Annotated in this window: 15 protein-coding genes; 10 read left to right on the forward strand and 5 right to left on the reverse strand. The window is 72.3% G+C overall.

The window, feature by feature from the left end; all coding sequences use genetic code 11:
- Nucleotides 1-83 precede the first annotated feature (83 nt).
- The 3 genes from ACZ5CZ_RS23140 (at nt 84) to ACZ5CZ_RS23150 (ending at nt 3030) form a co-directional block, all read left to right on the forward strand.
- The gene (locus ACZ5CZ_RS23140) at nt 84-1118 is read left to right on the forward strand and encodes a LacI family DNA-binding transcriptional regulator (protein ID WP_385843380.1); all 1035 of its coding nucleotides are present in this window, start codon (nt 84-86) and stop codon (nt 1116-1118) included.
- A gap of 207 nt (nt 1119-1325) precedes the next feature.
- Nucleotides 1326-1682 (forward strand): YciI family protein, encoded by a 357-nt coding sequence (locus ACZ5CZ_RS23145; protein ID WP_385843382.1) that lies wholly within the window; start codon nt 1326-1328, stop codon nt 1680-1682.
- Between the two features lie 43 nt (nt 1683-1725).
- The gene (locus ACZ5CZ_RS23150) at nt 1726-3030 is read left to right on the forward strand and encodes an RNA polymerase sigma factor (protein WP_468945556.1); all 1305 of its coding nucleotides are present in this window, start codon (nt 1726-1728) and stop codon (nt 3028-3030) included.
- Nucleotides 3031-3042: 12 nt separating this feature from the next.
- Here ACZ5CZ_RS23150 and ACZ5CZ_RS23155 read toward each other — a convergent pair whose 3' ends face one another.
- Nucleotides 3043-4206: a THUMP-like domain-containing protein gene (locus ACZ5CZ_RS23155; RefSeq protein WP_468945558.1), complete on the reverse strand. Its 1164-nt coding sequence runs from the start codon at nt 4204-4206 to the stop codon at nt 3043-3045.
- A gap of 91 nt (nt 4207-4297) precedes the next feature.
- Between ACZ5CZ_RS23155 and ACZ5CZ_RS23160 the strand changes: the two genes are divergently transcribed.
- The 4 genes from ACZ5CZ_RS23160 to groL all read left to right on the forward strand — a co-directional run bounded on the left by ACZ5CZ_RS23160 (nt 4298) and on the right by groL (nt 8359).
- On the forward strand, nt 4298-5245 hold the full coding sequence (locus ACZ5CZ_RS23160) for a polysaccharide deacetylase family protein (protein WP_468945561.1): 948 nt from the start codon (nt 4298-4300) through the stop codon (nt 5243-5245).
- Nucleotides 5242-6069 (forward strand): polysaccharide deacetylase family protein, encoded by an 828-nt coding sequence (locus ACZ5CZ_RS23165; protein ID WP_468945564.1) that lies wholly within the window; start codon nt 5242-5244, stop codon nt 6067-6069. Before ACZ5CZ_RS23160 ends, ACZ5CZ_RS23165 begins: the two co-directional genes overlap by 4 nt.
- A gap of 239 nt (nt 6070-6308) precedes the next feature.
- Entirely contained in the window at nt 6309-6617 is a 309-nt protein-coding gene (gene groES / locus ACZ5CZ_RS23170; RefSeq protein WP_039652762.1) for a co-chaperone GroES, read from the forward strand.
- A 116-nt stretch (nt 6618-6733) separates the two neighbouring features.
- A complete protein-coding gene (gene groL / locus ACZ5CZ_RS23175; protein WP_385843387.1) occupies nt 6734-8359 on the forward strand; it encodes a chaperonin GroEL in 1626 nt (541 codons plus the stop codon).
- Nucleotides 8360-8443: 84 nt separating this feature from the next.
- On the opposite strand, the gene ACZ5CZ_RS23180 is transcribed toward groL, so the two are convergent.
- The 3 genes from ACZ5CZ_RS23180 to ACZ5CZ_RS23190 form a co-directional block, all read right to left on the reverse strand.
- Nucleotides 8444-9151 carry an ester cyclase gene (locus tag ACZ5CZ_RS23180; protein WP_468945566.1) on the reverse strand — a complete coding sequence of 236 codons (708 nt, stop codon included), beginning with the start codon at nt 9149-9151 and terminating at the stop codon, nt 8444-8446.
- Between the two features lie 100 nt (nt 9152-9251).
- A complete protein-coding gene (locus ACZ5CZ_RS23185; RefSeq protein WP_468945568.1) occupies nt 9252-10025 on the reverse strand; it encodes an SDR family NAD(P)-dependent oxidoreductase in 774 nt (257 codons plus the stop codon).
- A gap of 52 nt (nt 10026-10077) precedes the next feature.
- Complete coding sequence (locus ACZ5CZ_RS23190) at nt 10078-10746, reverse strand: MOSC domain-containing protein (RefSeq protein WP_468945570.1); 669 nt, start codon at nt 10744-10746, stop codon at nt 10078-10080.
- A 79-nt stretch (nt 10747-10825) separates the two neighbouring features.
- Here ACZ5CZ_RS23190 and ACZ5CZ_RS23195 point away from each other — a divergent pair, with 79 nt between their 5' ends.
- Entirely contained in the window at nt 10826-11725 is a 900-nt protein-coding gene (locus ACZ5CZ_RS23195; RefSeq protein WP_450788632.1) for a LysR family transcriptional regulator, read from the forward strand.
- 100 nt (nt 11726-11825) lie between these two features.
- Here the strand turns inward: ACZ5CZ_RS23195 and ACZ5CZ_RS23200 are convergent, their stop codons facing one another.
- On the reverse strand, nt 11826-12155 hold the full coding sequence (locus ACZ5CZ_RS23200; RefSeq protein ID WP_385843393.1) for a WhiB family transcriptional regulator: 330 nt from the start codon (nt 12153-12155) through the stop codon (nt 11826-11828).
- 381 nt (nt 12156-12536) lie between these two features.
- On the opposite strand from ACZ5CZ_RS23200, the gene ACZ5CZ_RS23205 reads away from it, so the two are divergent.
- On the forward strand, nt 12537-13148 hold the full coding sequence (locus tag ACZ5CZ_RS23205) for a response regulator transcription factor (protein ID WP_003948568.1): 612 nt from the start codon (nt 12537-12539) through the stop codon (nt 13146-13148).
- A 351-nt stretch (nt 13149-13499) separates the two neighbouring features.
- Nucleotides 13500-13918, forward strand: a 419-nt coding sequence (locus ACZ5CZ_RS23210; protein ID WP_468945573.1) for a hypothetical protein, incomplete at its 3' end; no start/stop codon positions are given.

Consider the following 13918-nt stretch of genomic DNA (forward strand, 5'->3'; position numbering starts at 1 on the left):
TCGAAGTGTATAGCGAATGTTCCGGGAACCTATGGCTCGCGAAGGCCTTCGTCAAGGGGTGCTGCGGCGATACGATCGCGGGCATGAAGCCTTCGAAGCCCGCAGAAACGCAGACGGCGACCCTCGCCGAAATCGCCCGTGAGGCCGGGGTCTCCGCTCCGACTGTTTCGAAGGTGCTCAACGGCCGTGCCGACGTGGCCCCGGCGACCCGCACCCGGGTCGAGGAACTGCTGCGCGCCTACGGCTACCGGCGCCGACGCGCCGAGGCCTCCCGCTCCCCGCTGATCGACCTGGTCTTCCACGAGCTGGAGAGCGCCTGGGCGATGGAGGTCATCCGGGGCGTGGAGAACGTGGCCCGGGACGCCGGGCTGAGCGTGGTGCTGTCCGAGTCGGCCGGCCGGCTCACCCCTGGCCGCACCTGGGCCGACCAGGTCGCCGCCCGCCGGCCGCACGGGGTGGTGCTGGTGCTGTCCGGGCTCGACGAGTCCCAGCGGGCGCTGCTGACCAGCCGGTCCATCCCGTTCGTGGTGATGGACCCGGCCGGCGACCCGGGCCCGGACGTGCCGTCCGTCGGGGCCACCAACTGGCAGGGCGGGCTCGCCGCCACCCGGCACCTGGTCGACCTCGGGCACACCCGGATCGGCGCGCTCAGCGGGCCGTCCCGGATGATGTGCGCCCGGGCCCGGGTCGACGGCTACCGGGCGGCGCTGGAGACCGCCGGCCTGCCCGTCGACCCCTCGCTCGTGCTGACCGGCGACTTCCACCACGACGCCGGCTACCGGCTGGGCCTGGAGCTGCTGCGCCGCCCGGACCGGCCGACGGCCGTCTTCGCGGGCAACGACCTCCAGGCGCTCGGGCTGTACGAGGCCGCCCGCGAGCTGGGACTGCGCATCCCGGAGGACCTCAGCGTGGTCGGCTTCGACGATCTGCCGGTGGCCCGCTGGGTCGGCCCGCCGCTGACGACCGTACGGCAGCCGCTGACCGAGATGGCCGAGGCGGCCGCCCGGCTGGTGCTGGAGCTGGGGCGCGAGCAGCAGGAGCCGGCGGCGAGCCGGGTGGAGCTGGCGACGAGTCTGGTGGTGCGGTCGAGTACGGCGGCGCCGGTGGCCGAAAGTTGATGTTTTGACGGGTTGGATGGGTGCCCCGACATTCCTCCGAAGTCAATCGGTTGCTCAGTCGAAACTTTCGGAGTCACGTGTACCGTCAGGCGCCGTCGCCGGCAGCCGGAAAAAAACTTCGGCGGGGTGTCGATTCGGGGTGGGGCCCGTTCGACACACAGGTGAGCGGCGGGGGAGAGGCCCCGCCCACCACCGAAGGAGTGCACCATGCCCCGCTACCTGTCGATCGTGCGCGTCGACGAGTCCACCGCCCCGGCCGAGGGCCCCAGCCCCGAGCTGATGGAGCGCATGGGCGCGCTGATCGAGGAGATCACCAAGGCGGGCGTCATGCTCGACACCGCCGGACTCACCCCGCACAGCCAGGGCCGGCGGGTGCGCTGGGAGGGCGGCCAGGTCACCGTCACGGACGGGCCGTTCACCGAGTCGAAGGAGGTCGTCGGCGGATACGCCCTCATGCAGTGCAAGGACATGGACGAGGCCATCGAGTGGACCAAGCGGTTCCTCAAGGCCCACGAGGAGTACTGGACCGTGACCTGTGAGGTACGCGAGATCGCCGAGGGCTGAGGCGCCTGGCGCGGTGCGGTACGGGGGTGTTGCATGGTGGGCTGTGGAACCACAGCCCACCCCGGCACACCCCGAGCCCGTCGCGTACGACACCGCCCGGCGCGACACCGCCCAGGCCATCGAGACCGTCTTCCGTCTGGAGTCCCCGCGCGTGATCGCCGGCGTCGCCCGGATCGTCCGGGACGTCGGCCTCGCCGAGGAACTGGCGCAGGACGCGCTGGTCGCGGCCCTGGAGCAGTGGCCCCGGGACGGCGTGCCCGACAACCCGGGCGGCTGGCTCATGGCCACCGCCCGGCACCGCGCCGTCGACCTGATCCGGCGCCGCGAGACCTACGCCCGCAAGCTCGCCGAGATCGGCCGGGACCTGCGGACGGCCCCGCCGGCGTACGACGAGCCCGCCGACCCGGACGACATCGACGACGACCTGCTCCGGCTGGTCTTCACCACCTGCCACCCGGTGCTGTCCGCCGAGGCCCGCACCGCGCTCACACTGCGTCTGCTCGGCGGTCTGACCACCGCCGAGATCGCCCGCGCCTGCCTGGTCCCGGAGCCGACGGTCGCCCAGCGCATCGTCCGCGCCAAACGCACCCTGGCCCGGCGGAACGTCGCCTTCGAGGTGCCGTACGGCCCGGACCGCGCGGCCCGCCTCGGCTCCGTCCTGGACGTCATCTACCTGATCTTCAACGAGGGGTACGCGGCCACCGCGGGCGACGACTGGCTGCGCCCGGGGCTGTGCGAGGACGCCCTGCGGCTGGCCCGTGTGCTGTCCGCGCTGATGCCCAAGGAACCGGAGGTGCACGCGCTGACCGCGCTGCTGGAGTTCCAGGCCTCCCGCACGGCGGCCCGCACCGGACCGGACGGCGAACCGGTGCTGCTCCAGGACCAGAACCGGCGCCGCTGGAACCGCCTGCTCATCGCCCGCGGCGTGCAGGCCCTCTCCCGCGCCGAGGCCCTGGCCCCCGGCGCCCCGGGCCCGTACGCCCTCCAGGCGGCCATCGCCGCCTGCCACGCGCACGCGTACACGTACGAGGAGACCGACTGGCCCACCATCGCCACCCTGTACGACCTGCTCGCGGCCCGCGCTCCGTCCCCCGTGGTGGAGCTGAACCGCGCGGTCGCCGTCGCGATGGCCGAAGGCCCCGCCGCGGGCCTGGCGCTGGTGGACGCCCTGGCCGGCGAACCGGCCCTGCGCGACTACCACCTGCTGCCCAGCGTCCGCGGCGACCTGCTGTCCCGGCTGGGCCGTACGACGGAGGCACGGGCCGAGTTCACGCGCGCGGCCGCCCTCACCCGCAACGCACGCGAACGCACCCTGCTGCTGCGCCGCGCCGCCGAGACGCCGGACTAGGGGGTCTTCGGATCAGGCGGGGCGGCCGACGAGCATGGTCGGGGCGCCGGCCACCCGGGTCAGGAAGACGGTCGCCGCGTTCGGGCCCTGCGGCTTGACCTTCCTGCGCAGCTCCTCCGGCTCGACGGCCGACCCGCGCTTCTTCACGGTCAGCGTGCCGACCTCCCGCTCCCGCAGCAGCGCCTTCAGCTTCTTCACGTTGAAGGGCAGCACGTCCGTGATCTCGTAGGCCGAGGCGTACGGCACGGGTCGCAGCTCGTCGGCGGTGACGTACGCGATGGTCGCGTCGATCAGTCCGCCGCCGACCTGCTCGGCCACCTCGGCGACCAGGTGCGCGCGGATCACGGCGCCGTCCGGCTCGTACAGATAGCGCCCCACCGGCCGTACCGCGGGATCGGGCAGCCCCCGGCCGAGCAGCGTGCGCGGGCCGGGCAGCAGCGTGGCCCGGACCGTGCCGGGCGCCCCGGTCCCGAACCACAGCACCGCCTCCTTCACATCGCCGCCGTCGGAGATCCACTCCGCCTCGGCCTCGGCGGGCACCGCCTCGTGCGGGATGCCGGGCGCGATCTTCAGCGCGGCGCGGGGCGCCGCCAGGGCCTTGCCGACGGCCCAGGACAGCGGCGGTGAGTACGCCTCCGGGTCGAAGATCCGCCCGCGGCCCCCGCGCCGGGCGGGGTCCACGAACACCGCGTCGTACCCGGTGGTGTCCACCTCCGTGACATCGGCCTCCCGCACCTCGATCAGCCCGGCGAGCCCGAGCGCCTCGGCGTTGGCGCGCGCCGTGGCCGCCGTCACCGGGTCCCGGTCCACGGCCAGCACCCGGATCCCGGCCCGGGCGAGCGCGATCGCGTCCCCGCCGATCCCGCAGCACAGGTCGGCCACCGAGGTGACGCCCAGCTCCTTCAGCCGGGCCGCCCGGTACGCCGCCACGCTCGCGCGCGTCGACTGCTCGACCCCGTTGGGCGTGAAGTACATCCGCTGGGCGTCCGCCGCGCCGAACTTCGCCGCCGCCCGCTGCCGCAGCCGGGCCTGGCCGAGCGCGGCCGACACCAGCTCGGCCGGGTGGTCGCGGCGCAGCCGGGTGGCGACGGCGAGTTCGTCCGCCGGGGCGGTGTCGCGGACCTCGGCGAGGAGGGCACGGCCTTCGGGGGTGAGGAGGAGAGCGAGGTCGTTCACCGGGTCATTGTGGGCCAGTCGGTGGATGGTGCGCGTGCGGTGGGTGGTGTCGGGCGGGGTGGCCGGGTGGGGCCTGGGAGGATCCGGCACCATGCGAGTAGTCGTACAAAACGATAAAAATCGGGCCGGACTGCGATGCGGTCCCCGGGCCCGCGTCCGCCGGACGGCCCTCGGCTGCGCCGCCGCCGCGCTGGCCTCGGCCGCGCTCCTCGCCGGCTGCGCCGGTCCCGACTCCGTCGCCCCCGCGGCCCCCGCCGCCCCCGGCCAGGGCGGCCCTGCCCACGTGCTGTCCCCGAAGGCCCGGCGGGCCGCCGAACATGCCCGGCTGGTCGCCGCCGCCCGGCGCTGGGGGCTGGACGAGGTCCCGCTCACCCCGCCCGCCCCGCCCAGGAAGAAGCCGGAGATCACCGCACGCCCCGGCTTCGAGGTCGACCACCAGGAGGACTGGGACCTGCCCCCGGTCTTCACCACGATCCCGACCCGCGACAAGGTCGTCTTCCTCACGATCGACGACGGCTCGGAGAAGGATCCCCGGTTCCTGAAGATGATGCAGGACCTGAAGATCCCGTACACCGCCTTCCTCAGCAACTACCTGGTGAAGGACGACTACGGCTACTTCCGGAAGATGCAGTCCTCCGGCCACACCCTCAACAACCACACCCTGCACCACCCCTACCTGCCGGGTCTGTCCTACGAGGAGCAGAAGGACGAGATCTGCGGCATGCAGGACATCATGGAGCGGGAGTTCGGCAAGCGCCCGACCGTCTTCCGCCCGCCCTACGGCAACTACAACCAGGACACCCTGCGCGCCGCCAAGGCCTGCGGCATCAGATACGCGCCGATCTGGAACGAGGAGGTCTTCGTCGACCACTGGGAGTTCCGCGAGGACGACCAGCAGTTCCGCAAGGGCGACATCGTCCTGACCCACTTCCGTGGCCGCTCCGACTGGAACGGCACGATGGTCGACGACATGCGCCGCTTCCTGAACCGGATCACGCGCGAGGGCTACGCGGTGGCCCGCCTGGAGGACTACCTGTGAGGCCGCGGCGGGGCCCGGCCGCGGTCCTCGCCGCGGCCCTCCTCGCGGCCGCCCTCCTCGCCGGCTGCGCCCAGTCCGTCGACCCCATCGAACGCCTGGGCAGAAAAGCCGCCCAGGAGGTGCGCCCGCACGGCCCCGCCCCCGACCAGCCGTACCGCCACTGGGGGCTGAGCGAACCGCTCGCCCGGCCCCCCGCACCGCCCGCCGGCCGCCCGCTCGCGGCGCGCCCGGGCGGCCGCGCCACCCCGCCCGTCCTGGACCACGTCCCCACCCGGGACCGGGTCGTCTTCCTCACCTACGACGACGGCGCCGAGCGCGACCCCCGCTTCCTCGCCATGGTCCGCGAACTCCGGCTCCCGGTGAGCCTCTTCCTCACCGACGGCGTCGCCGGCCCCGGCTACCCGCACGTCGCCCGGCTGCACCGGCTCGGCGCCGGCATCGAGAACCGCACCCTGGACCACCGTGCCCTGCGCGGAGTGCCGTACGCCGGCCAGCGCGCCGAGATCTGCGGCCAGCAGAGCCGCCTCGCCGCCCGCCTCGGCGTCCACCCCCGGCTGTTCCGCCCGCCCCACGGCACGTACGACACGGTCACCCTGCGCGCGGCGGCCGACTGCGGCATCTCCGCGATCGTGCTGTGGCGGGCCGTGATGACCCCGGCCGACCTCGTCTACACGCACGGCGAACACCGGCTCGAACCCGGCGACATCGTCCTCGTCGGCCCGGACGGGACGACGGGCCCGTCGCTGCGCCGGCGGACCGCGCGGCTGCTGCGCCGCATCCAGCGACGGGGACTGACGGTCGGACGGCTGGAGGACTACCTCTAGGGCCGGCCCACGGGGGGCGTGCCGCGGTGTGCTCGGCCGGACCTGTGGGGCGACGCGCGGCCGGAATTGGCACTCGGCTTGACCGAGTGCTAATCGCGGTCATAGTCTCGCTCTGGCACTCCCCCCCGGAGAGTGCCAACAAACGCGACGGGCAGGTCCGGCACCCGCGACGACGGATCGACCTGGTCGCCACCTCAGACAGTTAACCCCGTGAGATCTCCGAAGGGGGAGGTCGGATCGTGACGACCGCCAGCTCCAAGGTTGCCATCAAGCCGCTCGAGGACCGCATCGTGGTCCAGCCGCTCGACGCCGAGCAGACCACGGCTTCCGGCCTGGTCATCCCGGACACCGCGAAGGAGAAGCCCCAGGAGGGCGCCGTCCTCGCCGTGGGTCCGGGCCGGTTCGAGAACGGCGAGCGTCTGCCGCTCGACGTCAAGGTCGGCGACGTCGTCCTCTACAGCAAGTACGGCGGCACCGAGGTGAAGTACAACGGCGAGGAGTACCTCGTCCTCTCGGCTCGCGACGTTCTCGCGATCATCGAGAAGTAAGACCACCTCAAGCATTCTGAGCTGCGCCCCTGGCCCCCGCGACCGATAACGAAGCCGGGCGCCCGGGGCGCAGTTCGGTTTTTCACCCACAGATTTCCGAGAGGGCTCCCGCTGTCATGGCGAAGATCCTGAAGTTCGACGAGGACGCCCGTCGCGCCCTCGAGCGCGGCGTCAACAAGCTGGCCGACACGGTGAAGGTGACGATCGGCCCCAAGGGCCGCAACGTCGTCATCGACAAGAAGTTCGGCGCCCCCACCATCACCAACGACGGTGTCACCATCGCCCGTGAGGTGGAGATCGAGGACCCGTACGAGAACCTCGGCGCGCAGCTGGTGAAGGAGGTGGCGACCAAGACCAACGACATCGCGGGTGACGGCACCACCACCGCCACCGTCCTCGCCCAGGCGCTGGTCCGCGAGGGTCTGAAGAACGTCGCCGCCGGTGCCTCCCCGGCCGCCCTGAAGAAGGGCATCGACGCCGCGGTCAAGGCCGTCTCCGACGACCTGCTGGCCACCGCCCGTCCGATCGACGAGAAGTCCGACATCGCCGCCGTCGCCGCGCTGTCCGCCCAGGACCAGCAGGTCGGCGAGCTGATCGCCGAGGCCATGGACAAGGTCGGCAAGGACGGTGTCATCACCGTCGAGGAGTCCAACACCTTCGGTCTGGAGCTGGACTTCACCGAGGGCATGGCCTTCGACAAGGGCTACCTGTCGCCGTACTTCGTCACGGACCAGGAGCGCATGGAGGCCGTCCTCGACGAGCCCTACATCCTGATCAACCAGGGCAAGATCTCCTCCATCCAGGACATGCTGCCGCTGCTGGAGAAGGTCATCCAGGCCGGCGCCTCCAAGCCGCTGCTGATCATCGCCGAGGACGTCGAGGGCGAGGCCCTGTCGACCCTGGTCGTCAACAAGATCCGCGGCACCTTCAACGCCGTCGCGGTGAAGGCCCCCGGCTTCGGCGACCGCCGCAAGGCGATGCTCCAGGACATGGCCGTCCTCACCGGCGCCACCGTCATCTCCGAGGAGGTCGGCCTCAAGCTCGACCAGGCCGGTCTCGACGTGCTCGGCACCGCCCGCCGCGTCACCGTCACCAAGGACGACACCACGATCGTCGACGGCGGCGGCAAGTCCGAGGACGTCACCGGCCGCGTCGCGCAGATCAAGGCCGAGATCGAGAACACCGACTCCGACTGGGACCGCGAGAAGCTCCAGGAGCGCCTCGCGAAGCTGGCCGGCGGCGTGTGCGTGATCAAGGTCGGCGCCGCCACCGAGGTGGAGCTGAAGGAGAAGAAGCACCGTCTGGAGGACGCCATCTCCGCGACCCGCGCCGCGGTCGAGGAGGGCATCGTCTCCGGTGGTGGCTCCGCCCTGGTGCACGCCTCCAAGGTCCTCGAGGGCAACCTCGGCAAGACCGGCGACGAGGCCACCGGTGTCGCGGTCGTCCGCAACGCCGTGGTCGAGCCGCTGCGCTGGATCGGCGAGAACGCCGGCCAGGAGGGCTACGTCATCGTCTCCAAGGTCAAGGACCTGGAGAAGGGGCAGGGCTACAACGCCGCCACCGGCGAGTACGGCGACCTGGTCAAGGCCGGCGTCATCGACCCGGTGAAGGTCACCCGCTCCGCCCTGGAGAACGCCGCCTCCATCGCCTCCCTGCTGCTCACGACCGAGACCCTGGTCGTCGAGAAGAAGGAAGAGGAAGAGCCGGCCGCCGCGGGCCACGGCCACGGCCACGCCCACTGAGCGAACCGGTCACCGCGCGCCCTGTGACGCGCAGACCCTGACGATGGCCCGGTGCCGCCCTTGCGGCGCCGGGCCATCGGCCGTTCACTGCTCCAGCTCGTCCAGCGCGCCGAGCTGCTGCATCAGCCCCAGCTGGTCGTGCTGCCACCACAGCTCGGCGATCTTTCCGCCGGCACCGAACCGGAACAGCGTCATCCCGGTCATGGTGACCTTCCGGCCGGTGGGCGGGATGCCCAGGAAGTCGCCGGTGTGCGTGGCCCGCCAGGTCCACCGCGCACAGGCCCGGTCGCCCTCGGTGAACACGTCCTCGAGCGACCAGGTGAAGTCGAAGGCGCCCCGCCACATCCGGAACTCGCTGCGGACGTTGTCCAGCCCGATGGTGTCCTGCGGGTTCACCGGGTCATGGCTGTGGATGTCCTCCTCCAGCAGGTCGTTGAACGGAGCCAGCTCGCCGGCCCGCTCCAACGCGGCGAAGAACCTGCGGACGGCGTCCTCCGCCAGCCGCTCGTCCCGTACGACGTCCAGGTCGACGAAGGTCGGCATCTCGTCGCACAGCGCGACCATCCCCTCGAAGATCCGGTCGGTCTCCGGCAGGTTCGAGTTCCGCATCGCCTCCTCGTAGGAGGAGAACTCCACCACTTCCACGATGTGCGACGCGTCCGAGCGGTCCTTGCCGACCAGCGCGTGCCGCGCCGTCCGCTTCCCCTTGGTCTGCTCGACCCAGTCGTCCATGAGCCGGTTCATCTCGTCCAGCCGGCTCGTCCTGCACTCGATGAGCTGTACGAAGGTCATGACGCCGCCTCCCGGCCCCCCTGGCCCGGTTTCCGTCAGGCCCATCTTCCCACCGGGGCGACGGCGCCACCCGTTCACCGACGGGTGCGGCCCTCGGGCACTACTGCGGCCCGTACTTGCGCCCCGTCTTCGAGGTGACCCCGCCGAGCAGCCCCCGGGGCGCCACCTTCACCAGGCCCATAAGCGCCTTGTACCGGGGGTCCGGGATGGACAGCGTCCGGCCCCGCGCGAGATCGGCGAGCGCCGCGGCGACCAGCTTGTCGGCGTCCAGCCACAGCCAGCCCGGGATGTTGTCCGTGCCCATCCCGGCCCGCTGGTGGAACTCCGTGCGCACGAAGCCCGGGCACAGCGCCATCAGCCGCACCCCGCTGCCCGCCAGGTCCCGCGCCGCGCCCTGGGTGAACTGCACGACCCACGACTTGGAGGCGCCATAGGTCCCCCGGGGCACGAAGGCCGCCACCGAGGCGACGTTGACGACCCCGCCCCGGCCGCGCTCCCGCATCCCCTCGACCGCCGCCGAGGTCAGCCGCAGCACCGCCTCGCAGTGCACCTTGAGCATCTTCAGCTCGTCGGCCATGGGCACCTCGAGAAAGCGGCCCTTGTTGCCGAAGCCCGCGTTGTTGACCAGCAGGTCGACCGGGTTCTTCCGGTCGCCGAGCCGGTCGGCCACCGCCTCGATGCCCTTGTCCTCGGACAGGTCGGCGGTCAGCACCTCCGCCTCGATGCCGTGCCGGTCGTGCAGTTCCGTCGCCTGCTCGCGCAGTCGGCGGGTGTCCCGGGCCACCAGGACCAGGTCATGTCCGTCCGCCGCCAGCCGCCGCGCGAACGCGGCACCGATCCCCGCGGTCGATCCCGTAATCAGAGCCGTTGTCATGGCCCAAGGGTAGTGACCCGCACCGACAGCGCCCGCTGCCGGTGACCGGCCCTCAGCCGGCCTGTTCCGCCACGTACTTGCGGGCCGCCGCCAGCGACTCCGAGTGCAGCGCCTCGCCCGCGGCGAGCAGCCGCGGCAGCAGTTCCCGCTCCGTGGTGGCCGCGCGGAACTGCATCTCCGCCGTCACCCCGTGGTCCGGCCGGTGGACGATCTCGATCGCGTCGCCCGCGCGGATCTCACCCGGCTCGATCACCCGCAGGTAGGCACCGGTCGCGGCCTTCCGGGTGAACCTCTTCACCCATCCCCGCTCGCCCAAATGGCCCTCGAAGGTGCGGCACGGGATCCGCCCGGCGGTCACCTCCAGGACCAGTTCCGCGCCGATCCGCCAGCGTTCGCCGACCAGCGCCCGGGAGACCTCCAGCCCGATCGTCGTGAGGTTCTCGCCGAAGCAACCGTTGGCCAACGGTCGGCCCAGCTCGCGCTCCCAGTCGTCGAGGTCCTCGCGCGCGTAGGCGTACACCGCCTGGTCGTCGCCGCCGTGGTGGCGCAGCTCGCACACCGCGTCCCCGGCCAGCCCGCTCGCGCCGGTCCCCTTGGGCCCCGGCGCCGTCACCTGCACCGGCCCGTCGACCGGCTTCTTGTCGATGCCCGTCACGCCGTCCCGCTGGCTCGTGTACGGCACCCGCTGCGGACGGCCCAGGTTGAGGGAGAGAAGCTTCATGCCGGTACGGTACGGGGCCTGCCTCAAAGCGTCGAGCGATTATTGGGCGCTTTCCCTAAGGCTGCCTTATGCTCAAGGGGTGATCGAGGCACGTCATCTCCGCGTCCTGCGCGCCGTAGCCGCCACCGGGTCCTTCTCGGCGGCGGGGCGCGAACTGGGCTGCACCCAGCCCGCCGTCAGCCAGCAGATGAAGGCCCTGGAGACCTCCGTGGGCACCCCGCTGCTGGTGCGCAGCGGCCGCGAGATGCGCCTCACCCAGGCCGGCGAGGCCCTCGTCCGGCACGCCTCCGGCATCCTCGCCGGACTCACCGCCGCCGAGGAGGAGGTCGCCGCCATCGCGGGCCTGAGGGCCGGCCGGGTCCGGCTGGTCTCCTTCCCCAGCGGCAGCTCCACCCTGGTCCCCACCGCCCTGGCCGCCCTGCGCGCCGCCCACCCCGGCACCCGTGTCTCGCTGGAGGAGGCCGAGCCCCCGAAGTCCGTCGCCCTGCTCCGGGACGGCGACTGCGACCTGGCGCTCGCCTTCCGCTACGAGGGCGCGGCCGTCGCCGAGGACTGGGACGACCTCGTCGTCCGCCCCCTGTTGACGGACCGTCTGGTGGCCCTCGTACCGGAACGGCACCGCCTCGCGCGCGCGGAGACCGTCGCCATCGGCGAGCTGGCCGAGGAGCCCTGGATCGCGGGCTGCCCGCGCTGCCGGGGCCAGCTGGTGGAGGTGTGCGAGGGGGCCGGCTTCAGCCCGCGCATCGACTTCGCCACGGACGACTATCCGGCGGTGGTCGGCCTGGTCGGCGCGGGCCTCGGAGTCGCCGTACTGCCCCAGCTGGCGGTGGAGTCGGTACGGCCCAGGGGGGTGCGTGCGGTCCGGCTGGAACCGGCGGTACGGCGGGAGATCGTCGCCCTCACCCTGCCCGACCTGGCACAGGTGCCGGCCGTGGCGGCGACGCTGGAGCAGCTGGCCCGCGCGGCCCGGCGGCCGTAGGGGCCGGAGGAACCCGGAGCCGCGGGTGCGGCTTCTGCGCGGCCTGCTGTGTGCGTACTTCTTCGCAGAAACGTTCCTTCAGGCGTGCTTCAAGCTCTTCTCAGGCGGTCGAGGCGGTGCCGCCGGAGCCGGCCGAGGCCGGCACCAGGCGGTTGCGTGCCCGCCCCATCAACTCTTCGCGCTCGTCCTCGGTCAGGCCGCCCCACACTCCGTACGGCTCGCGCACCGCCAGCGCGTGCGCCGCGCACTCCGCACGGACCGGGCACCTCATGCAGACCTCCTTGGCCGAGTTCTCGCGAGCGCTCCGTGCCGCCCCGCGCTCGCCTTCCGGGTGAAAGAAGAGCGAGCTGTCCACCCCGCGGCAGGCAGCCAGCAGCTGCCAGTCCCACAGGTCCGCGTTCGGTCCGGGAAGGCGGGAGAAATCTGCCATTACGTGACCCCTTGTAGCCGTTCTGGGCGGATACGGTGCCAACGACCGTACATCTCCGGTCTAAGGAGATGAAAATATGACTCATTGCGAATCTAGCCTCGGACACCACGAAACGGGAAGAAAAGGGTCCGAATGGGGCATAGGTTGTGATGAAAAGTTGAGGGTCTCTTGCTCGTGACTGCACCGTGTCGGGCCCCTCACGTAGAGTGCCGAAGACGGCACGCGGGCCCGTAACTCTTTCGAGTGACCGTCGTTGAGAGTGCGGAGGCGGTTGAGAACACAAGCGCTCGGGCAGGCGTCCGAGGCGGTCGACCGCACAGGTGACGATTCCGTACCAGCCTGGAGGCTCAAGGTGACGCGCATCAGCTGCGGAGGGCGGTCATGACATCCGTCCTCGTCTGCGACGACTCCCCGCTTGCCCGAGAAGCGCTCCGCCGCGCGGTCGCGACCGTGCCCGGCGTCGAGCGCGTGACGACGGCGGCCAACGGCGAGGAAGTCCTCCGCCGCTGGGGCGCCGACCGCTCCGACCTCATCCTGATGGACGTGCGCATGCCCGGCCTCGGCGGTGTCGAAACCGTCCGCCGGCTGCTCTCCGCCGACCCCGGCGCGCGCATCATCATGCTCACGGTCGCCGAGGACCTGGACGGCGTGGCCCTCGCGGTCGCCGCCGGCGCCCGTGGCTACCTGCACAAGGACGCCTCGCGCGCCGAACTGCGGGCCACGGTGACCCAGGCGCTCGCCGACCCCACCTGGCGCCTCGCGCCGCGCCGTCTCCGCTCGGCCGAGATGGGCGCCGCGCCCACGCTCACCGCGCGCGAGATCCAGGTGCTGGAGGGCATGAGCCACGGCCGTTCCAACGCCGAGATCGGCCGTGAGCTGTTCCTCTCCGAGGACACCGTGAAGACGCACGCGCGGCGCCTGTTCAAGAAGCTCGGCGCCTCGGACCGGGCCCACGCGGTGGCGCTCGGCTTCCGCTGGGGTCTGGTCCGGTAGGACATGCACAGCCCTGCGGGGCGGACGGCGCGCCAGCGCACCGGCCGCCTCCCGGGACCCGGCACCCCCGACGGGCAACGGCATCGGCGGCATCGGCGATGGCGGCCGGGCGACTCGGCGGCGCCCGCGCCGCCCACGGCTACCCCCTCGGCACCCCCTCCTCGGCATCCGGCCCCGGCCGGCCCGAGCGGGTGTGCCGGTGGCACCGGCTGCGGTGGGGTGGTGGGTGCGGGCGGGGGCGCCTGTGGCCGGAGCGCCGGGAGCGGGCGTCGTACGGCGGTGATCGGCGGCGCGGCTGCGGTGCCGGCTGGGCGGGTCGTCGCCGTGGGTGGTCGGCTCGGGGTGTCTGGCGTGTCGGCCGTGTTCGTGGCCGGTCGCTTTGGCGCGTTTGGCGTGGCTGTGGTGTCGGTGGCTGGTCGGCTCGGGGTGTCTGGTGTGTCGGCCGTCGCTGTGGCTGGTCGCCCTGGGGTGTCTGGCCTGGTTGCGATGTCGGTGGCCGGTCGCTTCGGGGCGTCTGAGGCGTCGGCCGTTTCTGCGGCTGGTCGCCTCGGGGTTTCTGGCGTGGCTGCGGTGTCGGTGACAGGTCGGCTCGGGGCGTTTGGCGTGGCTGTGGTGTCGGTGGCCGGTCGCTTCGGGGCGTCTGACGTGTCGGCCGTTTCTGCGGCTGGTCGCCTTGGGGTTTCTGGCGTGGCTGCGGTGTCGGTGACAGGTCGGCTCGGGGCGTTTGGCGTGGCTGTGGTGTCGGTGGCCGGTCGCTTCGGGGCGTCTGA

It is taken from the genome of Streptomyces sp. NPDC031418, assembly GCF_055581605.1.